This window comes from Chitinophaga fulva (genome assembly GCF_012927205.1).
Classification (GTDB): domain Bacteria; phylum Bacteroidota; class Bacteroidia; order Chitinophagales; family Chitinophagaceae; genus Chitinophaga; species Chitinophaga fulva.
The window spans coordinates 1,684,401-1,706,550 of record NZ_JABBGC010000001.1 but is presented as its reverse complement, the minus strand read 5'-3'; the positions used below and the strand labels follow the sequence as shown (position 1 = coordinate 1,706,550).

The following is a 22,150-nucleotide window of genomic DNA, read 5'->3' as shown; positions in this document are numbered from 1 at the left end:
TTTATTGCATGACAACTTTACCTGTTCCTATCGATTTACAGCCGCTGTAGCACAGCCTTTACAGGCACCATATCAATATCCGATATCACCGCGCCCGACAATAAAATCCCTGAATATTGGTTATATTTAAATCCCTTTTGCGGTGGCTATCGTATTTTAACCTGATGTTTTGTTATGACCAACTTATATCCTGCAAGTCCAGGGATTAAAGATCCCGCGGTCTTTCAACCCACGGCAGCGTTTAGGCTACAGATAGTAAAGGTGATCGGTTTTATATTGCTCTTTTTTCTGTTGTATGCAATCGTTTTACTAACAGCTATAACGCTGGGCGCGGCTTTCATAACAGCCGGCATCGCACTAACCGGCTATTATCCCAATATCTTCACGTTTATTGCCGGCCCGGCATTGGTAATACTGGGAGGCCTGATGTTGTTTTTCCTTGTGCGGTTCCTTTTTTACCGGCGCCCTCCGGTAAACCCTTATCGTGCCCCGATAGACGCGGCTCATCATCCACGGTTATTTGATTTTATATCAAGACTGGTCAAGGAAACACGCATCCGTTTTCCGGAGAAAGTATTTGTAGTGCCGGAAGTGAATGTTGCCGTTTTTTACAACTCCAGCTTTTTCAATTTGTTGTGGCCCGCGCGGATGAACCTGGAAATCGGGCTGGGGCTGGTGAACAGCGTCAATATCAGCGAGTTTAAGATGATACTGGCGCAGGAGTTTGCGCATTTTTCCAGGCGGAGCATGAAGCTGGGCAGTTATGTATATGCACTGAACAAGGTATTGTATAATATGCTGTACGAGAATGACAGCTGGAACGACCTGGCCATCAGGTGGAGCAACAATGGCAGCCTGCCCGGATTTTTCGCTCATGTGACCATGATGCTGGTCAACAGTATACAATTTTTATTACGTAAACTTTACCGCCTGATCAACCGGCAATACCTTGAACTCAGCCGGGAGATGGAGTTTCAGGCCGATACACTGGCCGTGTCCCTGGCAGGTACAGCTGCAGCCGTTAGTGGCGGGCGCCGCGTGGAAATGGGTACCTACTGCCTCGATCACTGCATGCATAAGCTGTCTGAGCTGGAAACCGGCGGACAGCAGTTCAGGAACATTTTCCATACGCACCGTGCCGTGATAGATTATTACGCCTTGCAAAACCGGCTGGATACAGATGCAGCAGGGTTGCCGGTCATCCCCGACAGTTATTTTCATTCCTTTCTGAAGAGCCGGGTACAACTGCGGGAACAGTGGACCACCCACCCTACCCGTGAAGACCGGGAACAACGTTATCTTGCTGCCGGCATTACCTGTGAGCAGGTCAATGCCAGTGCGTGGCAATTATTTAATGACCCCGAGCTGTTACAGGAGCAAAGCACCCGGCAGGTATATGACACCCTGTCACCGGGAGTTGCCGGCGAAACGATCACGCCGGCTGAATTTGTAGCAGAGCTGACCCACCGGCACCGGCTGTACGAATATCCCGCCGTTTTCCATGATTATTATGATAACCGGGCTTTTACTGCTGTTAATACGGAAGATGAACGGGCCCTGTCAGCAACTGTTGTTACGGACATGGCGCAGCTGTATCATCCGGACATTGTATGGCGGATCAGGAGCTACTACCGGGACAAGCAAGATGTAGAAACATTGCAGGCCATCGCCATCGGGCAGTTTCAGACCCGCACCTTTGAGTTTGACGGGCAATCACAAAAGGCTTCCGATGCCAGGGAGCTGGCCCGGAAACTGGCCGGGCATGTAGCCGCCGAACAGGACTGGTTACAGCAGCACGACCAGCAGGCTTATTTTTATCACTATCAGCGTGCTTTGGCCAAAGGACCAGATACCGTCCGGTTGCTGACCACACGGTACCAGCAGATATTGATGCACCAGGAGTTTGCCAACCGGTTGAACGATCAGGTGGTGCGGGTTATCCACGCTATCAGCCAGGTCTTTAATGTAGGACATGACACCCTTGTCCTGCTGGAGCCGTGGATGGAGGAGCTGCGCGCCGAATGCTGGCGATTCCGCCGGTTGCTGCATGAAGTCACCTCTTCCCCCGGGTATACCAGTTGCCTTTCGCCGGAGCTGTATGACAGAGTACAGCGGTTTACCATGCAGGATTGTATTTTCATGCAGGACCAGGTACCGGATTATGTGGCTTTCCAGGAGCTGCACGAAATCATTTCCTCGGTGATGGAACAATACAACAACAGCAATGTCCTGTTGCGGAAATCTTTCCTGGAGTTTTTGTTGACCATGGAGCCTGAAGCCTGAACCGAAAGCCGCGCCGGTGGCTTCTATTTTTCTCTTACTGAATTTGTGCGTATTTTCGGCGCTCGCGAAAGCGTTGCAGTCATATGGAGAATTTTATCGTTTCAGCCCGTAAATACCGTCCACAGAACTTTTCAACAGTTGTAGGACAAGCACATATCACCACCACGCTCAAGAATGCCATCCGCAACAATCAGCTGGCGCACGCTTTCCTGTTCTGCGGACCACGCGGAGTAGGGAAGACCACCTGTGCCCGTATCCTGGCTAAAACCATTAACTGCGAGAACCTGCAGCCCGATGGAGAAGCCTGTAATGAATGTCATTCCTGTAAATCCTTCAATGAAGGCAGTTCCTTCAACATTCATGAGCTGGATGCCGCCTCCAACAACTCGGTAGACGATATCCGGACGCTGGTGGAGCAGGTACGTTTTTCGCCACAGGCCGGCAAATACAAGATCTATATCATAGATGAGGTGCACATGCTGAGCTCTTCTGCCTTCAATGCGTTCCTTAAAACGCTGGAGGAGCCTCCTTCCTATGCGATCTTTATTCTCGCCACCACAGAGAAACACAAAATACTACCGACCATCCTGAGCCGGTGCCAGATATTCGACTTCAAGCGGATTACCATACAGGACACTGTAGACCATCTGAAAGAGATCTGTGACAAAGAACATATTCAGGCAGATGGGGATGCCCTTCACCTGGTAGCCCAGAAAACGGACGGCTGTATGCGTGACTCACTGAGTACGCTGGACAAAATCGTGAGTTTCACGAGCGGTCACCTTACCTATCAGAACACGCTAGAGCACCTGAACATCCTGGATTATGATTATTTCTTCCGGATCATGGACACCGTGTTGCAGCAGGATGTAGCCACCGCCCTGTTAATATTTGATGAAATTTTACAGAAAGGATTTGAAGGAGACAACTTCCTGAACGGCTGGGCCGAATTTCTGCGCAACCTGTTGCTCAGTAAAGAGGAGAAAGCCTTTCACCTGGTAGAAGTGTCCGGCAACCTGAAAGACCGTTATAAACAATTATCCGGCAAGATCAGTCCGGCCTACCTGATTACCGCCCTTCATCTGCTCAATGATACGGAGATCAACTACCGGTTGGCCCGTAACAAGCGCCTGCACGTAGAAATGGCGCTGATCAAGCTTTGTTACCTGCAGCAGGCTGTTAGCCTGGTGAGCGATGACAACAACGGGGAAGTATTAAAAAAAAAGTTAGTAGCTGACGGCACGCCACCACAGCGGTTAAGAGCTCCCGGCGCACAGCCGGCTGCCGCCAAACCGGCGACCACAGACAGCATCGCGGCCCAGTCGCCCGAAACTGCCCGATTGACAGTAGATAGTACACCAGCACCGGCCGCCAATGCAGCCGCGCAACCGGCCGCAGGCAATCCTGGCCAATCAGCCAGCTCAACCGCTACCGGCAGTACCGGTGTACCGGCGGGATATAATGCAGGCGGGCCATCCACAGGAAATACACCCATTAGTAACCAGCCAGGGGCACCAACCCGGACCGCCCCCGCCGCCAGCACAGGAACCAATAGTACCACGACCGCAACAGGCCATGGCAGCCCCACAGCAACCTATGCCGCAGGTGGCAGTCAACCTGATACCGCCACCAAAACAGCTGCACCCGCGAGCAAGCTGACCGGTCTGGCAGCCATGAAAGAAGCGCTGGCAGCCAAACAGCAGACCAGTGCACAGGTACAGAGCATCCCATTAACAGCCGGAGCATTAGAGGTTTATTGGGAAGAGTTCATTGAGCGGTTCCGTCAGGCCAATAAGATGACCGTAGTGAGCAATCTGGCGCTTGCCGTATTGAAGTTACTGGGAGCGACTGAGATTGGTATTGTGAGTCGCAACATTGTGCAGCACCGGTTCATGGAAGAGGAGAAAATGGCGATTTCCGAGTTTTTCAAGCAGAAATTCAATAATCCGACCCTTGTGCTGACCCTTCAGCTGGATGAGAGCCAGCAAGTGCAGGACCTGGGGCCGGCGCCTCTTTCCAGCAGGGAGCAGTTCCAACATATGTCGGAAAAATATCCGTTGGTAAAAGAGCTAAAAGACAGGCTTAACATGGAGCTCGATTTTTAATTGAGATTCACTTATTATATCTTAACGATCATTAGACATTTTTAAACCGTTTAGCATTCCTTCTTTGCGTTTTTGCGCAAAAACATGTAGGTTTGAGCAAAATTTTTAATAAACACTATGGCAGAAGTTATCAGAATGCCCCTCCTGAGTGATACGATGACGGAAGGGGTGATTGCGGAATGGCATAAAAAGGTGGGCGATCAAGTAAAGGCAGACGATGTTATTGCTGAAGTGGAGACGGACAAGGCGACGATGGAAGTAATAGGCTACGTAGAAGGCACATTACTGTACATTGGTGTAGAAAAAGGCAAAGCAGCCAAAGTGAATGGTATTATCGCTATTGTAGGTAAACCGGGCGAAGACTATAAACCTTTGCTGGAAGGGAATTCCGGCGCAACAGCTGCGGCACCTGCCCAGCAAGCCGCTGCACCGGCACCACAAGCTGCACCGGCCGCTGCCGCGCCTGCTGCTGATGATGCTGCATTAAAAGAAGCACTGAAAAATGCGACTGTTGTTCGTATGCCGCTGCTGAGCGATACGATGACAGAAGGAAAAATAGTTGCCTGGAATAAAAAAGTAGGCGACGTAGTAAAAGGCGACGATGTACTGGCAGAAGTAGAAACTGACAAAGCCACCATGGAAGTGGTAGGTTATGCGGATGGAACACTGCTGTATGTTGGCGTTAACGAAGGAGAAGCTGCCAAAGTAAATGGTATCATCGCTATCGTAGGTAAACCGGGCACTAATGTGGACGCGATCCTCGCTGGTGAAAATGCTGCTCCTGCCAAAGCGGCCCCCACTGAAGCTGCTGCTCCCGCTGCCACCAGCGCAGCTGCTGCCACAGCACCTGAGGCTGCCACTTCTTCCGATGGCCGTGTAAAAGCGTCTCCGCTGGCCCGGAAACTGGCTGCTGAAAAAGGTATTGACATCAACCAGGTAGCTGGTTCCGGTGACAATGGCCGTATCGTGAAGAAAGATGTGGACAACTTCGTACCATCTGCTGCTCCTGCTGCCAAAACCAGCGCTGCTGCACCGTCTGCTCCGGCCTTCGTACCTGCCGGCCAGGAAGGTTACACCGATACGCCGCTCTCTCAGATGCGTAAAGTGATCGCTAAACGCCTGAGCGAAAGCAAATTTACTGCTCCTCACTTCTATCTGAAGATAGATGTGAATATGGATAAAGCCATGGACGCCCGTAAAGCCATCAACGAGATGTCCCCGGTGAAAATCTCCTTCAATGACATGGTGATCAAGGCCTGCGCCCTGGCACTGCGTCAGCATCCGGATGTGAACAGCAGCTGGATGGGCGACTTTATCCGCCACAACCAACACGTACATATCGGTTCCGCTGTAGCTATCGAAGACGGCCTGATTGTACCGGTAATCCGTTTTGCAGACCAGAAATCACTGAGCCAGATCGCTGGTGAAGCCAAAGGCCTGTACGACAAAGCCAAAAACAAAAAACTGCAACCGCAGGACTTCACCGGTAACACCTTTACTGTTTCCAACCTCGGTATGCTGGGCATCGATGAGTTCACCGCTATCATCAACCCACCGGATTCCGCTATCCTCGCTGTAGGTGGCATTAAAGAAACCGCGATCGTTGAAAAAGGCCAGGTGAAAATCGCCAATATCATGAAACTGACCCTCAGCTGCGACCACAGAAGCGTGGACGGAGCCGTAGGCGCCCGTTTCCTGGCTACCTTGAAGACTTACCTGGAAAATCCGGTAACCATGCTGGTGTAGTTCCCGATACGAACTTGTTTATTATGAATAATGGGCCCGAAGCTATCGCTTCGGGCTTCTTTTTCCCAGGGCTAAAGCCCTGGGCTACGATGTTCTTCAGGCTTTTCAGGCAGCTTCTTTTTTCTCTTATTGGAGTAAGCCAGGGAAATAAAGGGCCCTCTTATTTTCCAAAATATAAGCCCCCGATGTATTCATTCCTCCAAGGCCTGGGACAAAAGGCTCTCTCCGGAAAGAAACAGCTGGCCTCGTAAAAGTCTCCCTCATCTTGCGAAATATAAAAACATAAGCCCCGATATATTCATTCCTCCAAAGCCCGGGGTAGAAAGCTCCCACTGGAAAGAAATAGCCGGGCAGATAAAACGCCTTCCATCTCCCGAAATACCCAAAAGACACAACTATTCCTCCTGAAAATGCCATCTCTGTGTCATCTCCTACATATTTTGTTTCATAAACTTTTGAAAGTTCAAAAACTTGATATATTTTTGGGTTCAACAAATCGACCTACATGAACTTAGTGGATGCAAAAGCGCAGTTTATTCAAACCTGGGGATCTCTGGGAGCACAATGGGGCATTAACCGCACCATGGCCCAGATCCATGCGTTATTGCTGGTGATGCCTGACCCGTTGAGCGCTGATGATATTATGGCGGAACTGAATATTTCCCGTGGTAATACCAATATGAACGTGCGGGAGCTGATCAACTGGGGACTGGTAGAGCGTGTGTTGATTCCGGGTGAGCGAAAAGAGTTTTTCGTAGCGGAAAAAGACATCTGGAAAGTAGCGACCTATATTGCCCGGGAGCGGAAAAAGCGGGAGCTGGATCCCATTATGAAAGTGCTGCTGCAACTGCAACAGGCAGAGGGTGATCCCAAAGACAGAGAGCTGAAGGCTTTCAAAGATTCTATCTCCAATATCAACAAGTTTGCCCAGCAAACTGACAGAACAATCAGCGCTTTCATTAAATCGGAAGAGAGCTGGTTTTACAGCAGCCTGCTTAAGCTTATCAAGTAGGCTTATTTTTTTGCTATTATATTTCAATATTTACTGAAAGTTCTGAATGATAAAAACAAAAAATGAAAAACAAGCGCATCATCATAGCCGGCGGTAGTGGATTTATCGGGCATGGCCTTGTAGAATATTTTGGGACCGACAATGACATCGTGATACTGACCCGCCGGCCGCAAGCGGCCAATGGGCGGGTGCAATATGTAGCGTGGGACGGCCATACCCGCGGCGATTGGGCCACCGCGCTGGAAGGCGCCGATCTGCTGATCAACCTGACCGGCAAGAGCGTGAACTGCCGTTATAATGAGCAAAACCGTCAGGCTATATTTGACAGCCGTACAGATGCCACCCGCATTCTCGGCGCCGTAGTGCAAACGCTGGAGAAGCCGCCCCGCCTGTGGGTCAATGCCGCCAGCGCCACTATATACCGCCATGCGGAAGACCGTCCGATGGATGAATTCAGCGGCGAAATAGCCGATGACTTCTCCGTACAGGTATGCAAACGCTGGGAAGCAACCTTTAACGGGATAACGCTGCCGCATACACGCAAAGCCATTCTTCGTATAGGCGTTACCTTAGGATGGCAGCCCGGTGGCGTCATACACCCCTACCTTAATCTTGTGAAATTCGGTCTGGGCGGGCATCAGGGCACCGGCCGGCAGATGTTTACCTGGGTACACATCACCGACGTATGTCGCATGATCGATTGGCTGTACGAAAATGATACTACCAGCGGCGTATATAATTGTACCTCTCCTCACCCTATACCTAACCATACTTTCATGCGGCTGCTCCGAAAAACTGCCGGTCATTTGTTTGGCCTGCCGGCACCAGCGCCATTGTTGCGCATCGGAGCAGCCCTTATCGGCACAGAAACGGAACTGCTGCTCAAAAGCAGATGGGTATTGCCCACCCGTGCCCTGCAGGAAGGCTTTGTTTTTCAGTACCCGCACATTGATACCGCCTTCTCCGACATTCTGGCCCATATGCCCCGAAGCGCTTATCACTTGTTTTGAAATTCGTACCTTAGGCATATGGAAACCACCAACGATAAAAAACTAACTGTTGTATTGGGCGCATCGCCTAATCCGGAACGATACAGCTACCTGGCGGTTAACCGGTTGACCGCCCACGGGCATCCGGTGGTTGCTATTGGTAAAAGGGCCGCCACTATCGGAGAGGTGCCGGTCATTACAACACATCCCCCGCTGGAACATGTAGACACCGTGACTTTGTATATGAACCCGATATTACAAAAGGAGTATTACGACTATATATTACAGCTGCAGCCCCGGCGCATTATTTTTAATCCCGGTGCTGAAAACGAGGAACTGGAGGAGTTAGCGCGGCAAAACAACATCCTACCGCAGGAAGCCTGCACACTGGTGTTGTTGAGCACCGGGCAGTATTGATCCGTTAGCGTACATCACCCCAAAAAAAAATTTTATGAAAAGCTGTTAGCAAATAACTGGCAGCTTTTCGTATATTCGATCAATATAGATTAGCCGTTTAACCCCCAATGGACTGATTCCATCTTGTTGACCCAAATAGCTTGGCATTAACTTCATTTGGCTGGCAATATCCTATCTGACGCAATTGCATTTTCACCCTTTAATATATATTTTATGCAATGGAGAAGGTTTAATGGAGAGGTTATCCACCTTCCGATCAAGGAAGAAGTGCGGCAGGCCATTATCCGGGAAACCGCCCGGGGTTATCGTCTGAAAGTATGTATAGGCACAGATTCCCAGGTAAAAGGACTGGATACTGAATTTGCTACAGTGATCGTATTCCTCCGGGAAGGTCATGGCGGATTTATGTTTATCCACAATGAAAAGACCAAGGACTGCTATTCCATCAAGGAGCGTATGCTGGTGGAAGTGGCCAAAAGTATTGAGGCTGCGTATGAACTGTGCGACCTGTTTACTGAATATGACGTAGACATGGAAGTACATGCTGACATCAATACTAATCCCCAGTTCAAAAGTAATCTGGCACTGCGGGAAGCCATGGGCTACATCCTTGGTATGGGCTTCGCCTTTAAAGCTAAGCCGGAGGCCTTCGCCAGCAGCAGCTGCGCCAATAAGATCGTAAATTAAGCAAGGCCCCAACCCTGTTAGTAGTTTGTACCTTCCTCAAATTTTGACGTGTGTTGCACGTCGGGTGATTTTCTCCCCCTAATCCAACCGTTTTCACCTCCTGTTTACCATCCTTCCACCCAATAAAAAAGCCTAACGTTATAGGATAAACGTCAGGCCCGGAATGTTTTGTTATGTGGTAGCTCAGGCGATAGCCCTGAACTGCGCATTTAATTCTTCGATATAACCCAGTATCGCGTCGCGGCCGGATTTTTTGACCGTAGAAGTGACGAAGTGAGCCGGCAGGAACTCCCAGGTTTCCCTCATTTTATTCAGGAAAGCTTTCACGTTGCGGCTAACTTCCGCCTGCGTGCTTTTATCGGCCTTGGTGAACACGAGGCTGAAAGGCACGTTCCATTCACCCAGCTGGTTCACAAAATCGATGTCGATTTTCTGTGGGCTATGGCGGCTGTCGATCAATATAAAGATGGTCACCAGGTTGGTCCTATTGCGCAGGTAGTCTTCAATCATTTTTTCCCACTGTTTGCGCTGGGACATACTTCTTTTGGCGAAACCGTACCCGGGGAGGTCCACCAGGTACCATTCCTTGTTGATCAGAAAATGGTTGATCAACACCGTTTTTCCGGGCGTACCGGATGTTTTGGCCAGCTTTTCATTATTGGCCAGTATATTGATCAGGGAAGACTTACCCACATTGGACCGGCCTATGAAAGCATATTCCGGCATATTAGGTGTGGGGCATTTCTCCCAATCGGGGCTGCTGATCAGATATTCTGCAGATTTAATAATCATGATATTACGTTGTTCCATTAAAAATCCCGCATCTTCCTTTTTGCATTCCTTTCAGATGACTTAACTTTGCGGCCATGTCAGCGAATACAAATGTTCAGAAGATCGTACCCTTTGAAGGGTCAAAATTAAGCAAGAAGGAGCAGATAGCATCCATGTTTGATGATATTGCTTACCGGTATGACTTCCTCAACCATTTTATGTCGCTGGGAATTGATGTGATCTGGCGCCGGAAAGCCCTGAAATACCTGAAAAGCCTGCAACCCAAGAAAATGCTGGACGTAGCCACCGGTACCGGAGATTTTGCCGTGATGGCCGAAAAAAAGCTGCAACCCGAGCGTATTATTGGTATCGATATCTCTGAAGGCATGCTGTCCCATGGACGGGAAAAAATCAAAAAACTGGGCCTTGAGCATAAAATCACCCTGCAGTTGGGCGATAGTGAGACAATAAGTTTCGCGGATGAGACGTTTGATGCCATAACAGTGGCCTTTGGCGTCCGCAATTTCGAGAACCTCGAAAAAGGGTTGGCAGAAATGCGCCGGGTACTGAAACCAGGCGGAAAATTGGTGATTCTTGAATTCTCGAACCCGACAGTTTTTCCCATTAAACAATTATATAATTCGTATTTTCGTCTTATCGTACCCCTGATCGGGAAATTTGTAGCCAAAAGCAAAGCGGCCTACAGTTATCTGCCAGAATCTGTGAAAGCGTTCCCGCAGGGCGAAGAAATGCGAACCATATTACTTAACACAGGATTCCCGGCCGTTACATGCAAAACGCTCACTTTCGGCATATGTTCTATCTACTGCGCTACGCGCTGATATCCCTGTTGATCCTGTTTGTGCTGCCGGCAACAGCACAAACCAACCTGAATATGATAGACCATGATGCAAAACCCTATTATTTCGGCATTACACTGGCCGCCAACCAGTCTTTTTTCAAACTGAAGCACTCCACTGCTTTCCTGGCCGATGATTCGACCATGATTGCGGAACCATTGAAAACAATGGGGTTCAACCTGGGATTACTGGCCAATGCCCGCCTGTCGGAGCATTTTGACCTCCGTTTTAATCCCCAGCTGCTTTTTGCGTCCAAAAACCTGTATTACCGTGATACCTATCCCAAACCGGAAAGCACCGATAAAAAGATAGAATCCATCCTGCTAAGTTTTCCATTACAGCTGAAATTCAAATCGGACCGTATCGGCAACATGCGGGTATATGTGATTGGCGGCCTGAAATACGATTATGACCTGGCCTCCAATGCACGCGCCCGGCGGGCAGAAAACCTGATCAAAATCCAGAAAAGCGATTATGGTTATGAAGTAGGCGCCGGCTTTGAATTTTACTTTGAAAGCTTCATTTTCTCTCCCGAATTCAAGATCAGCAACGGTTTTGGCAATGTGCTGGTCAAAGACCCGAACCTGCGTTATGCCAATGTGATTGACAAACTGCAGTCCCGGATGATTGTATTTTCCATCCACCTGGAAGGATAAGCATTTTTCCTTTGCATAATCCCGGTGTGAACTATCTTTGTAACCATGCAACAATATCTCATCAGGAATATCGCTGTGGTCAATGAAGGAACGACCACCGTACAGGACGTATGGATTAAGGACAGCCGCATCGCGAAAATGGGCCCAAACCTCACTGTGAACGGCAATTACCAGGAAATCAACGGTGAAGGCAAATACCTCCTGCCCGGCGTGATCGATGACCAGGTGCACTTCCGTGAACCAGGGCTCACCGAAAAGGCCACCATCTATACCGAAGCCCGCGCTGCCGTTGCCGGCGGTACCACCAGCTTCATGGAAATGCCCAATACCAAACCTGCCGCCCTTACACAGGAACTGCTGGAAGACAAGTATGATATTGCCCGGCAACATTCCCTTGCCAATTACTCCTTCTTCATGGGCGTATCTAACGATAACACAGAAGAAGTACTGAAAACCAACGCCAAAAAAGACCGTGTATGCGGTGTGAAGATATTCATGGGATCATCCACCGGTAACATGCTGGTAGATAATTTCCTGACACTGGAAAAAATATTCTCCGAAACTGAACTGCTGATCGCTACCCACTGCGAAGATGAGAAGATCATCCGCGCCAACATGGAAGCGTTCAAACAGGAAAAAGGCGACTATCTCACCGCCGCCGACCACCCGTTGATCCGCAATGTGGAAGCCTGCTTTGAATCATCCTGGACAGCCGTGCAGTTTGCCAAAAAACATGATGCACGCCTGCATATCCTCCATATCTCCACCGCCAAGGAGCTGCAACTGTTCACCAACATGATGCCGCTGGCACAGAAACGCATCACGACCGAAGTGTGTGTACATCACCTTCACTTCACTTCCGATGATTATAAACTGTACAGCAATCTGATCAAATGTAACCCCGCTATCAAAGCACCGGAGAATAAAGCTGCGCTGTGGCAGGGCCTCCTCGATGACCGGCTGGACATCATCGCTACCGACCACGCTCCACATACCTGGGCCGAAAAACAACAGCCCTACCAACAAGCTCCGTCAGGCGTACCGCTGGTGCAACACAGCCTGCTGCTGATGCTGGAATACGTGAAAAAAGGCGCGCTCAGCATTGAAAAAGTAGCAGAGAAAATGAGCCACGCTCCCGCTATCTGCTTCCGTATCAAAGAAAGAGGCTTCCTGAAGGAAGGATACTATGCCGACTGTGTCATCGTGGACATGCACGACAAAACACCTGTAGCCAAAGAAAATATCTACTATAAATGCGGCTGGAGCCCGTTTGAAGGCCATACCTTCCCGGCTGCCATCACCCATACGTTTGTGAGCGGTCACCTCGCTTATGCAAACGGTCAGTTCAACGAATCCACCAAAGGCGAGCGCCTTCTTTTTGAAATTTAGTTATTTTGATATGCAGATATTTATTCTGAGGATGCCTGGCTTATCTTTTGAGGCCTTGCTACCTTAGAATAAATATCTATCTATCAAAATATATAAATTGATGTGGAAAATCCTGATGATTGCATCTTCCCCTATATATTAACCAAAAGAATATTGCATGCAGCTGGACAAAACCTCCTATTACGACCTTTCCATTTTCAACCGCGATGAAGAATTTTCTTTGTTCCACCGGTTGGACTTCACCACCACTGCAGGCGGGAGAGATTATCTGCGCCAGCTTTTCAGTTCACCCCTACAGGACATTCACGCGATCCAGCAACGGCAGAAAGCCTTGCAATATATCCTCGAACTGGAAAGCAGCTGGCCTTCCATTATATCCAACGGTACCATCGTAGTGGTGGAAAACTACATGGAAGCCCAGATAGAACCCATTTCCAATACAGAGGGCCTGCCATTACGGATTCAGGCTATCATCAACAAAACACTGTATGCACCGGACTTCGGCTATATTAAATTCTCCTTTGAACAGTTAGTGAACCTGCTTCGTGGTTTCCGGACCTTCGTGGACGTATTCAATTCCGACCATGCTCCCAAGACACTGAAAATATTACTGGACCGGGCACAACACCTGTTGCACAAAAAAGATTTCAGCGATATCCTGGAAGTTGATGCAGCCGGTAAAATGAACTATGTAGAAATTCTCCGGTATGATAACTATATCCGGAGAAGACATAGAAAGATAGTGGAAGAGCTGGTGACCCTTTATCATCAGCTGGATGCCTACTATGCCATGGCCAAAGCGATGAAGCACTACCAGCTGCAGTTCCCCATTGTCACTGACAGCCCACGGCCTGCGATCAAAGCACAACAATTGTATCATATCATCCTGCAGGACCCCGTTGCCTACGATGTAACACTGGATGAAAAGAACCACTTTATGTTCCTCACCGGTGCCAACATGGCCGGTAAAACCACCTTCATCAGAGCCGTAGGTATTGCCGTGTTCATGGCGCATATAGGCATGGGCGTGCCCGCCAGGCACATGGAGCTGAGTTTCTTCCATGGCATTGTCAGCAATATCCAGGTACAGGATAATATCTTCAAAGGAGAAAGTTATTTCTATAGTGAAGTATTACGTATCAAAAACACCATCATGCAGGTCAACGATGGTAAAAACTGGCTGGTACTGATCGATGAAATGTTTAAAGGCACTAATGTGGAAGACGCCAAAAACTGTTCACTGGCAGTTATCCGGGGACTGCTGCGCAGCTCTAACTGCCTTTTCATTCTTTCTACCCACTTGTATGAAGTAGCAGAAGACCTGCGCCACGAGAGCAAAATTCTCTTTAAATATTTTGAATCTGACGTCATCCAGGATGACCTGCATTTTACCTATCTGTTGAAAGATGGGATCGCCAGAGAGAAAATCGGTTATCTGATCCTTAAACGGGAGAAAGTATTGGACCTGCTTGACCAGATACACTAACGGTGACGCATATACCCAGGGCTACGCATATACTTTTGGTGTGATCGAACGGGCGATCTTCATCGGCATTTCTATCATCATGTTTTTCCACGGCGTATAAGGCAGTATTTTCCAGAACTGGTTGCTCATCCACTGTTTAAACCTGGTGTTGGGCACAAACCAGTCGGAGCCTGTAGCCAGGTCTTGGCAGCGCTTTACAAACGGCCGCATGGTTGTTTCATAATGCTGGAAAGCTTTCTGATAGTCGCCATTTGCTTCATGCAGTTCCCCTGCGAGAATATAGGCACCGATAAACGCCATACTGGTACCCATTCCCGCCATTGGTGACGCACAATGCGCCGCATCGCCTATGAGTGCCACACGGCCATTGGACCAACTGTTCATCTTAATCTGGCTGATGGAATCAAAATAAAAATCAGGCGCCGTATCCATCATTTCCAGCAATTGCGGCACCTGCCATGATTCGCCGGCAAATTTTTTACGGATGATCGTCTTTTGTTGTTCCACATCGCGATGGTCGTAATGCAAAGGTTCGGATGAAAAGTAAAAAGAAGCCCTGGCCTCTTTACCTTCACAGGCACCGAAAATGCCTACACGTTTTCCCAGTGAACCATAATACAGGCCGTCCATGCCCACATTCATAAAATTGGGCGTGGTAAAGATAGCGATGTACAGTCCCAGATGGGAGAGGTATTTGTTCTCTTCACCGAATGCAACAGCGCGCACTTTGGAATGTACACCATCTGCCCCGATAACGAGATCGTAGCGGGCAGACCGGCTATTGCGGAAAGTAACATCCACGCCGGTTTCATCCTGCGACAGGGCAGTAATAGAATCGTTAAAAATATAATTGACCTGCTCACGGGTTGCTTCGTACAGTACTTTTACCAGGTCGCCGCGCATGATTTCCAGTTCACCACTGGTAAAGCCATCCGGGAAACGGGCGATGGTGCGGTTGTTTTCGTCCACCATCCGTATTTTCCCCGATCTTGTTTCATAGCGGCGGATTTCTTCCATCAATCCCATTTGTTCGATGATAGGCAATACCGCTCCGCGGAAGTCCACCGCGTAGCCGCCAGGCCGGATAGCAGGAGCCTGTTCCACGATGGTCACTTCAAAACCAAATTTATGCAGCCAGAAGGCCAGTGCCGGGCCTGCCACGCTGGCCCCGGATATCAATACTGTCTTTGTTTTCATGGTGTAAAAATATCCGCCCGGGGAGCGCCGGACAACGGCCGTAAGGTTAAACCATCCCGAAATACCGGTAAACAGCAGGAATGGGCCGGTAGAAGTCTTTTTGTTATATTAGTAGCTGTTAACCCAACGCCATATGATTGTTAAAACCTTCGGCAGCGCCATTTACGGCGTAGATGCCATTACCATCACCATAGAAGTGAATGTATCCCCGCAGGGGAACCGTTTTTACATGGTCGGGCTGCCGGACAGCGCTGTCAAAGAGAGTGAGCGCCGGATCGAGTCAGCGATCAGCCATCTTGGCTTCCGGATGCCGCGTACCAGGACGGTCGTTAATATGGCGCCGGCAGCCATCCGTAAGGCCGGCGCAGCATACGACCTGCCTATTGCCATCGGGATATTAGGCGCATCCGGCAAAATACCCGCCGGGGCCTTTGACCGTTACCTGTTGATGGGTGAGTTATCATTGGACGGCAGCGTGCTGCCTATCCGTGGCGCCTTGTCCATGGCCATACAGGCACAGCAGGAAGGCTTCAGGGGATTTGTGCTGCCGGCCGTAAATGCCCGGGAAGCAGCCATGGTAGCACAACTGGAAGTATATGGCGTATCCCATCTGTCGGACGTGATGCAGTTTTTCAGTCAACCGGAAAGCCTCACGCCCCTGCCATCACTGCCGCCAGCGCAGGCGGAGGTATCTTTTGATCTTGATTTCAGCGATGTAAAAGGACAACACAACATTAAGCGGGCTTTGGAGATAGCCGCTGCCGGCGGGCATAATGCTATTCTGATAGGGCCGCCCGGCGCCGGCAAAACGATGCTGGCCCAACGGCTGCCGACCATCCTGCCACCGCTTACGTTGCAGGAAGCGCTGGAGACCACCAAAATCCATTCCGTGGCCGGCAAGCTACCGCAACATGCATCGCTGGTACTGAAGCGCCCTTTCCGTTCACCGCATCATACCATCAGCGATACCGCGCTGGTAGGCGGAGGTAGTCAGCCCCAGCCCGGAGAGATATCGCTGGCGCACCATGGCGTGTTATTTCTCGATGAGCTGCCGGAATTCAAACGGCAGGTGCTGGAAGTGATGCGGCAGCCACTGGAAGAGCGGCGGGTAACGATTTCGCGGGCACGGTCCGCCATTGACTTCCCTGCAGGGTTTATGTTGCTGGCTTCTATGAATCCCTGTCCCTGTGGATATTTCAATCATCCTGAAAAAGCATGTACCTGTTCACCTGGCATGGTGCAGAAATATCTCAACAGGGTATCCGGGCCATTGCTGGACCGTATTGATCTTCACGTAGAAGTGACGCCGGTATCTTTCAGTGATCTGACCGGTAACCGGGAAGAAGAGGAAAGCACGTATATACGTGACCGTGTGATGGCCGCGAGAGAGGTACAGGCGGCGCGGTATGCCGCTTTACCGGGTATTTATTGCAACGCGCAGGTGAGCAGCCAGCAACTGAGGAAATATTGCACCATCCAGGAAAACTGCAACCAGTTGCTGAAAAATGCCATTCAGCAACTAAAGCTGTCTGCCCGGGCGTATGACCGGATACTGAAGGTAAGCCGCACCATTGCCGATCTGGCGCGGAGCCACAACATAGAGGTAGCGCATATGGCAGAAGCCATCCAGTACAGAAGCCTTGACAGGGAAGGCTGGATGTAAATCAAAATAAATTACGACCTACACTACTTCTTCCTTCTGGTATTCGTCGCTCAGTTTCTTCTGAATTTCAGGGGGAACGGGCGCGTATTCCGCAAATTCAGAGTGGACCTTGGCTTTGCCCTGCGTAACGTTACGCAGCGCAGCGAAGAGTTTGTCCAGTTCCGCCTGTGGTGTACGGGCTTTGATCACCTGGTACCCATTCAGTGTATCCATTCCCGTTATAATACTGCGACGGCTTTGCAGTTCGCTCATGATATCGCCCATCATGGTATCGGGAGCCGTAGCTTCCACATCGAATACCGGTTCCAGCAGCTGCGGGGCAGCCTGGTGGAAAGCATCGCGGAAAGCCATCATACCGGCTATTTTGAAGGAGATATCGTTACTGTCGACCGGGTGCATTTTCCCATCGTATACGCTTACCCGTATGTCGCGTACATAGGAGCCGGTGAGCGGCCCTTCCTGCATTTTTTCCATCACGCCTTTCAGGATGGAGGGCAGGAACCGGCTATCTATCGCGCCACCTACAATGCAGTTATTGAAGACGAGTTTCCCGCCCCACTGCAGCGGCACCTCTTCCGTTTCCCTTACCGGGTATTCCTTCAGGGGCGGCATACCTTCATACCAGGGTTCAATTTTCATGTACACCTCTCCAAACTGGCCGGCGCCACCGGATTGTTTTTTGTGGCGATAGGAAGCCAGGGCCGGTTTACGGATGGTTTCGCGGTAAGGTATTTTAGCTGGCAGGTAAGCCACCTGCATTTTGTAGATATTTTCCAGGCGCCATTTGGTGACCAGCAGGTGGAGGTCACCCTGGCCGTGGAGGATCACCTGTTTCAGTTCCCGGTTGAATTCCACCAGCAGGGTGGGATCTTCCATATGGAGTTCCGCCAGCACTTCGCTGAGTTTTTCATCATCGCTTTTATTCTGAGCTTCAATGGCTACGCGGACTTTAGGAGTGGGAAACTGTATAGGGTCTATCTGGATGGATTTACTTTTATCGGAGAGGGTCTGGTTGGTGAAGGTATTTTTCAGTTTGATAGTACAACCGATATCGCCGGCTTTGAGGGACTCTACGTTGTTGCGGTTTTTACCGTCGGTGATGAAGATCTGGCTGATGCGTTCGGATGTATTGGCTTCCTCGTTGAACAGCTCCATGCCGGGTTTTATTTCGCCGGACATCACCTTAAAGAAAGAGAGCCGTCCGACGTGTGGCTCCTGCAGCGTTTTGAAGATAAAGAGGCAGGGGGAGCCGGCGGGGTCGCAGGGCACCTCCCTGCCGTCGCCCGTCATTTCAGCGGGCATTTCCACAGCCGAAGGGGCCACATTATCGATGAAGCCCATAAGGCGGCCGCTGCCCATATCATTTTTAGCCGACAGGCAGAAAACCGGGAACACCTGGTGTTTGAGCATGCCTATTTTGATGCCTTGCCGGAGCTCATCTTCATCGAGGCTGCCCTTTTCAAAGTATTGTTCCATGAGGGTATCATCATTTTCCGCTGCTTTTTCCACCAATGCATTGTGCAATGCTTCCGCTCTTTCCTTTTCGTTGTCGGGGATGGGGAGTTTTTCCGGTTTACCGCCGGTTTCGGGGAAGCGGTAGAGGGTCATTTTAAGCAGATCGATGATAGCATTGAAGCCGGGGCCCTGATTGACGGGGTACTGCATGATCGTCACAGCGTTGCCCAGGATACGGGTGGCATCTTCCACCGTTTTGTTGAAATTGGCCTGTTCCGTGTCCAGCTGGTTCACCGCCAGGATGGTGGGCTTACGGTATTTATCGACGTAATCCCAGATCAGTTCAGTACCTACTTCCACGCCGTACTGCGCATTGAGCAGTAATACTGCGGTATCGCATACACGGATGGAGGCAATTACTTCGCCGATAAAGTCTTCCAGGCCGGGGGTGTCTATGATATTGATTTTGTAGTCTTTCCATTCGGAGTGCAATGTGGTGGCATAGACAGAGTTACCGCGTTCGTGTTCTATTTCATGGTAATCCGAGATGGTATTGTTTTCTTCTACTGTCCCGCGCTTGCTGATGATACCGGCTTCAAACAGCATTGTTTCGGAGAGGGTGGTTTTGCCGCTTTTGGGTGCGCCCAACAGTACGATGTTTTTGATATGTTTTTCATCATACGTTTTCATATGTGGAGATTTAATCAGGTAATCGATTATCACCGTTGCCAAACAAAGAGCTACTACTATTAAGTTACTGATTTTTGCGCAAAAAAATGACCTTTTGATTACCCATAATATGTTGCAACATGCAGTAACTTTGTGCACCTGTAAAGAACATATTATGAAACTGTTGCTACATTATCTGAAGAAATATAAATGGCTAGTAGTATTGGCTATGGCGCTGGCGAGCATTAACCAGCTTTTCTCCTTATTGGACCCGTTAATTTTCGGGTGGATCATTGACCGGTTTGCCTCCCATCCGCACACCACCTTGAAGGGAGGTGATATTTTACGGCCGGAGGGGCAGTATTTGTCCGGCGTATTGCTGCTGATCGGCGCTGCCATTGGCGTGGCGATGGTATCGCGTATTGCGAAGGCGTTCCAGGATTATTTTGTGAACGTCATTGTACAGAAGTTCGGCGCCCAGGTATATACCGACGGCCTGAAACACTCCCTGCGGCTACCTTATCAGCAGTTTGAAGACCAACGTAGCGGGGAAACACTGGCTATCCTGCAAAAAGTACGGACAGACTGTGAGAAGTTCATCACCGCTTTTGTGAACGTCTTGTTCGTATCGATGATCGGGGTAGTGTTCGTGATGGTGTACGCCGCTATGGTACACTGGACCTTACCATTTGTTTATCTCATTGGCTGCGTGCTGCTGACCATACTAATGAGTGTACTGAGCCGTAAGATCAAGGTAATTCAGAAAACGATCGTAAAAGAGACCACCGCTTTGGCTGGTTCCACTACCGAATCGCTGCGTAACATAGAGCTGGTGAAGAGCCTGGGGCTTACCCACCAGGAGATCCGCCGGCTGAACAGCACCACCATCAAGATATTGATGCTGGAGCTGAAGAAAGTACGCAGTATCCGCAGCATCAGCTTTGTACAGGGCACGTTTGTGAACCTGATGCGGCAAAGCATCCTGTTTTTGCTGTTGTTTTACATCTACCGGGATTATGTGTCCATCGGGCAACTGATGACGCTTCAGCTGTATTCCTTCTTCATTTTCGGCCCATTGCAGGAGCTGGGCAATATTATCCTTAACTACAGGGAAGCGCAGGTATCGCTGCTGAATTTCCAGGGTATCCTGAATACCCCTGTAGAAGAAACGCCGGCACACCCGGTGAAGATCAATCATATTGACGATCTCACCTTCCGCCAGGTAAGCTTCAAACATCTGACAGCCGCCACCAAGGCGCTGGATAAGGTGAATTTTTCCGCCCAGGTAGGAGAAACCATTGCCTTTGTAGGGCCGTCCGGTTCCGGTAAAACCACGCTGGTGAAGCTGTTGGTAGGGCTGTACAAACCCAATGACGGCCATATCCTTTACAATGGCGTAGACGCCAATGAAGCAGACATGGACGATCTGCGGCATCAGGTGGGCTTTGTAACGCAGGACACGCAGTTGTTTGCCGGCACTATCCGGGAGAACCTGTTGTTTGTGAATCCTGGCGCAACAGACGCAGAGATCATGGACGCCTTGAACAAGGCGGCGTGTTATTCGCTGCTGGCGAGGGCAGACAAAGGCCTGGAGACCGTTATCGGAGAAGGCGGCATTAAAATCTCCGGAGGAGAAAAACAACGTTTGTCTATTGCCCGGGCATTATTGCGCAAGCCACGTTTGCTGGTATTTGACGAAGCTACGTCCGCACTGGATTCCATCACAGAAGAAGAGATCACCAAAACGGTGCGCCAGGTGACCGCCAGCAAGCAGCATATCACCGTGATGATCGCCCACCGGTTGAGCACCATTATGCATGCAGACCGTATCTACGTACTGGAAAAAGGGCATATCGTAGAAACGGGCAGGCATGAAGAATTGCTGGAAGAAAAAGGCCTGTATTACGCTATGTGGCGCCAGCAGATAGGCGAGCGCAAGCTGGAGACCGTCTAGTGAATTAAAAAACTTATTTTTGCACCGAATCAGTGTAAAAAAGTATGGAACACAAACGCCCGAATTATTTCGTCAGCCTGTTAACGATGAAATGTCCCAAATGCCGGAGAGGAGATATGTTCAAAGACAAAAACCCTTTTCATCTGAAGTTCTCCAAAATTTTCAACATGTATGATAACTGTCCGGTATGTGGTCAGAAGTATGAGTTGGAAACGGGGTTCTGGTTTGGGACAGGTTATGTGAGTTATGCGCTTTCCGTGGCATTTAGTGTGTTTAACCTGATTTGGTACGCATTGTTTTTTGGTATCACCTGGAGGGATAACAGTATTTTCATCTGGCTGGGCATCAATGGTGTGTTGCTGGTGTTGATACAGCCCTGGCTGATGCGTATTTCCCGTGTTATCTACCTGTATTTTTTTGTGTATTATGACGACAGTACAGCCGGGTTAAAAGCGCCGGAGCGGCAACAACATCATCATTAAAAAAATTCATGAACGAATTCATTGAAAAAAAATATGGGGCTGTGAAAACAGCCCCTTTCTTTTTCAACCAAAATCTGAACCAATGGTGGTCAGAAAATCTTTACCAGCAAAAACCAATAATAAAATAACCAGAGGGAAAACTGCTTAGCCTCCAAGGCGGGACAACCAATCACACAGTCTTACAAAGCATGGCGAAGCTACAAAATCCGTCAACATAAAAATCATAATTTTATATAAATGGTAAATCTTCTGCGATGAACAGAAAAAAAACGTCGCTGAAAATGATCCGTAAACAGAATATTTGTAACTTCAGTAATAACGGCGATGAT

18 protein-coding genes are annotated in these 22,150 nt (G+C 49.4%); 14 read left to right on the top strand and 4 right to left on the bottom strand.

Features of this window, described 5'->3' with window-relative positions:
• Window positions 1-174: 174 nt before the first annotated feature.
• The 3 genes from HHL17_RS07175 (at window position 175) to HHL17_RS07165 (ending at window position 6,134) form a co-directional block, all read left to right on the top strand.
• The gene (locus tag HHL17_RS07175) at window positions 175-2,283 is read left to right on the top strand and encodes a M48 family metalloprotease (RefSeq protein WP_169224072.1); all 2,109 of its coding nucleotides are present in this window, start codon (window positions 175-177) and stop codon (window positions 2,281-2,283) included.
• 83 nt (window positions 2,284-2,366) lie between these two features.
• Window positions 2,367-4,388 (top strand): DNA polymerase III subunit gamma/tau, encoded by a 2,022-nt coding sequence (locus tag HHL17_RS07170; protein ID WP_169224071.1) that lies wholly within the window; start codon window positions 2,367-2,369, stop codon window positions 4,386-4,388.
• A 117-nt stretch (window positions 4,389-4,505) separates the two neighbouring features.
• Window positions 4,506-6,134 (top strand): pyruvate dehydrogenase complex dihydrolipoamide acetyltransferase, encoded by a 1,629-nt coding sequence (locus tag HHL17_RS07165; protein ID WP_169224070.1) that lies wholly within the window; start codon window positions 4,506-4,508, stop codon window positions 6,132-6,134.
• A gap of 126 nt (window positions 6,135-6,260) precedes the next feature.
• Here HHL17_RS07165 and HHL17_RS07160 read toward each other — a convergent pair whose 3' ends face one another.
• Window positions 6,261-6,629, bottom strand: a complete 369-nt coding sequence (locus tag HHL17_RS07160) for a hypothetical protein (protein WP_169224069.1) — start codon at window positions 6,627-6,629, stop codon at window positions 6,261-6,263.
• A gap of 10 nt (window positions 6,630-6,639) precedes the next feature.
• Here HHL17_RS07160 and HHL17_RS07155 point away from each other — a divergent pair, with 10 nt between their 5' ends.
• The 4 genes from HHL17_RS07155 (at window position 6,640) to HHL17_RS07140 (ending at window position 9,239) form a co-directional block, all read left to right on the top strand.
• The gene (locus tag HHL17_RS07155; protein WP_168870107.1) at window positions 6,640-7,146 is read left to right on the top strand and encodes a GbsR/MarR family transcriptional regulator; all 507 of its coding nucleotides are present in this window, start codon (window positions 6,640-6,642) and stop codon (window positions 7,144-7,146) included.
• 62 nt (window positions 7,147-7,208) lie between these two features.
• Complete coding sequence (locus tag HHL17_RS07150) at window positions 7,209-8,156, top strand: TIGR01777 family oxidoreductase (RefSeq protein WP_169224068.1); 948 nt, start codon at window positions 7,209-7,211, stop codon at window positions 8,154-8,156.
• 18 nt (window positions 8,157-8,174) lie between these two features.
• On the top strand, window positions 8,175-8,552 hold the full coding sequence (locus HHL17_RS07145; RefSeq protein WP_169224067.1) for a CoA-binding protein: 378 nt from the start codon (window positions 8,175-8,177) through the stop codon (window positions 8,550-8,552).
• 213 nt (window positions 8,553-8,765) lie between these two features.
• Complete coding sequence (locus HHL17_RS07140) at window positions 8,766-9,239, top strand: ribonuclease H-like YkuK family protein (RefSeq protein WP_169224066.1); 474 nt, start codon at window positions 8,766-8,768, stop codon at window positions 9,237-9,239.
• 183 nt (window positions 9,240-9,422) lie between these two features.
• On the opposite strand, the gene yihA is transcribed toward HHL17_RS07140, so the two are convergent.
• Window positions 9,423-10,031 (bottom strand): ribosome biogenesis GTP-binding protein YihA/YsxC, encoded by a 609-nt coding sequence (yihA, locus tag HHL17_RS07135; protein WP_240975105.1) that lies wholly within the window; start codon window positions 10,029-10,031, stop codon window positions 9,423-9,425.
• A 74-nt stretch (window positions 10,032-10,105) separates the two neighbouring features.
• On the opposite strand from yihA, the gene ubiE reads away from it, so the two are divergent.
• The 4 genes from ubiE (at window position 10,106) to HHL17_RS07115 (ending at window position 14,401) form a co-directional block, all read left to right on the top strand.
• Window positions 10,106-10,852, top strand: coding sequence for a bifunctional demethylmenaquinone methyltransferase/2-methoxy-6-polyprenyl-1,4-benzoquinol methylase UbiE (gene ubiE / locus HHL17_RS07130; RefSeq protein WP_169224064.1), 747 nt, complete (start codon window positions 10,106-10,108; stop codon window positions 10,850-10,852).
• A complete protein-coding gene (gene porT, locus HHL17_RS07125; RefSeq protein ID WP_169224063.1) occupies window positions 10,825-11,526 on the top strand; it encodes a type IX secretion/gliding motility protein PorT/SprT in 702 nt (233 codons plus the stop codon). The genes ubiE and porT overlap by 28 nt, the downstream gene beginning before the upstream one ends.
• 45 nt (window positions 11,527-11,571) lie before the next feature.
• The gene (locus tag HHL17_RS07120; RefSeq protein ID WP_169224062.1) at window positions 11,572-12,915 is read left to right on the top strand and encodes a dihydroorotase; all 1,344 of its coding nucleotides are present in this window, start codon (window positions 11,572-11,574) and stop codon (window positions 12,913-12,915) included.
• A gap of 157 nt (window positions 12,916-13,072) precedes the next feature.
• Window positions 13,073-14,401 (top strand): MutS-related protein, encoded by a 1,329-nt coding sequence (locus tag HHL17_RS07115; RefSeq protein ID WP_169224061.1) that lies wholly within the window; start codon window positions 13,073-13,075, stop codon window positions 14,399-14,401.
• Window positions 14,402-14,422: 21 nt separating this feature from the next.
• Here HHL17_RS07115 and HHL17_RS07110 read toward each other — a convergent pair whose 3' ends face one another.
• Window positions 14,423-15,598, bottom strand: coding sequence for an FAD-dependent monooxygenase (locus tag HHL17_RS07110; RefSeq protein ID WP_169224060.1), 1,176 nt, complete (start codon window positions 15,596-15,598; stop codon window positions 14,423-14,425).
• A gap of 133 nt (window positions 15,599-15,731) precedes the next feature.
• Here HHL17_RS07110 and HHL17_RS07105 point away from each other — a divergent pair, with 133 nt between their 5' ends.
• Window positions 15,732-17,261: a YifB family Mg chelatase-like AAA ATPase gene (locus tag HHL17_RS07105; RefSeq protein WP_169224059.1), complete on the top strand. Its 1,530-nt coding sequence runs from the start codon at window positions 15,732-15,734 to the stop codon at window positions 17,259-17,261.
• Window positions 17,262-17,279: 18 nt separating this feature from the next.
• Here the strand turns inward: HHL17_RS07105 and HHL17_RS07100 are convergent, their stop codons facing one another.
• On the bottom strand, window positions 17,280-19,406 hold the full coding sequence (locus tag HHL17_RS07100) for an elongation factor G (protein WP_169224058.1): 2,127 nt from the start codon (window positions 19,404-19,406) through the stop codon (window positions 17,280-17,282).
• Window positions 19,407-19,560: 154 nt separating this feature from the next.
• Here HHL17_RS07100 and HHL17_RS07095 point away from each other — a divergent pair, with 154 nt between their 5' ends.
• Window positions 19,561-21,339 (top strand): ABC transporter ATP-binding protein, encoded by a 1,779-nt coding sequence (locus HHL17_RS07095; RefSeq protein ID WP_169224057.1) that lies wholly within the window; start codon window positions 19,561-19,563, stop codon window positions 21,337-21,339.
• Between the two features lie 44 nt (window positions 21,340-21,383).
• Window positions 21,384-21,821 carry a DUF983 domain-containing protein gene (locus HHL17_RS07090; RefSeq protein ID WP_169224056.1) on the top strand — a complete coding sequence of 146 codons (438 nt, stop codon included), beginning with the start codon at window positions 21,384-21,386 and terminating at the stop codon, window positions 21,819-21,821.
• Window positions 21,822-22,150 lie beyond the last annotated feature (329 nt).

Coding starts and splice junctions, on each gene's coding strand:
- HHL17_RS07105 (WP_169224059.1), top strand. CDS start 15,732: ATGATTGTTAAAACCTTCGGCAGCGCCATTTACGGCGTAGATGCCATT.
- yihA (WP_240975105.1), bottom strand. CDS start 10,031: ATGATTATTAAATCTGCAGAATATCTGATCAGCAGCCCCGATTGGGAG.
- HHL17_RS07110 (WP_169224060.1), bottom strand. CDS start 15,598: ATGAAAACAAAGACAGTATTGATATCCGGGGCCAGCGTGGCAGGCCCG.
- HHL17_RS07150 (WP_169224068.1), top strand. CDS start 7,209: ATGAAAAACAAGCGCATCATCATAGCCGGCGGTAGTGGATTTATCGGG.
- HHL17_RS07120 (WP_169224062.1), top strand. CDS start 11,572: ATGCAACAATATCTCATCAGGAATATCGCTGTGGTCAATGAAGGAACG.
- HHL17_RS07140 (WP_169224066.1), top strand. CDS start 8,766: ATGCAATGGAGAAGGTTTAATGGAGAGGTTATCCACCTTCCGATCAAG.
- HHL17_RS07155 (WP_168870107.1), top strand. CDS start 6,640: ATGAACTTAGTGGATGCAAAAGCGCAGTTTATTCAAACCTGGGGATCT.
- HHL17_RS07095 (WP_169224057.1), top strand. CDS start 19,561: ATGAAACTGTTGCTACATTATCTGAAGAAATATAAATGGCTAGTAGTA.
- ubiE (WP_169224064.1), top strand. CDS start 10,106: ATGTCAGCGAATACAAATGTTCAGAAGATCGTACCCTTTGAAGGGTCA.
- porT (WP_169224063.1), top strand. CDS start 10,825: ATGTTCTATCTACTGCGCTACGCGCTGATATCCCTGTTGATCCTGTTT.
- HHL17_RS07090 (WP_169224056.1), top strand. CDS start 21,384: ATGGAACACAAACGCCCGAATTATTTCGTCAGCCTGTTAACGATGAAA.
- HHL17_RS07115 (WP_169224061.1), top strand. CDS start 13,073: ATGCAGCTGGACAAAACCTCCTATTACGACCTTTCCATTTTCAACCGC.
- HHL17_RS07145 (WP_169224067.1), top strand. CDS start 8,175: ATGGAAACCACCAACGATAAAAAACTAACTGTTGTATTGGGCGCATCG.
- HHL17_RS07170 (WP_169224071.1), top strand. CDS start 2,367: ATGGAGAATTTTATCGTTTCAGCCCGTAAATACCGTCCACAGAACTTT.
- HHL17_RS07165 (WP_169224070.1), top strand. CDS start 4,506: ATGGCAGAAGTTATCAGAATGCCCCTCCTGAGTGATACGATGACGGAA.
- HHL17_RS07100 (WP_169224058.1), bottom strand. CDS start 19,406: ATGAAAACGTATGATGAAAAACATATCAAAAACATCGTACTGTTGGGC.
- HHL17_RS07175 (WP_169224072.1), top strand. CDS start 175: ATGACCAACTTATATCCTGCAAGTCCAGGGATTAAAGATCCCGCGGTC.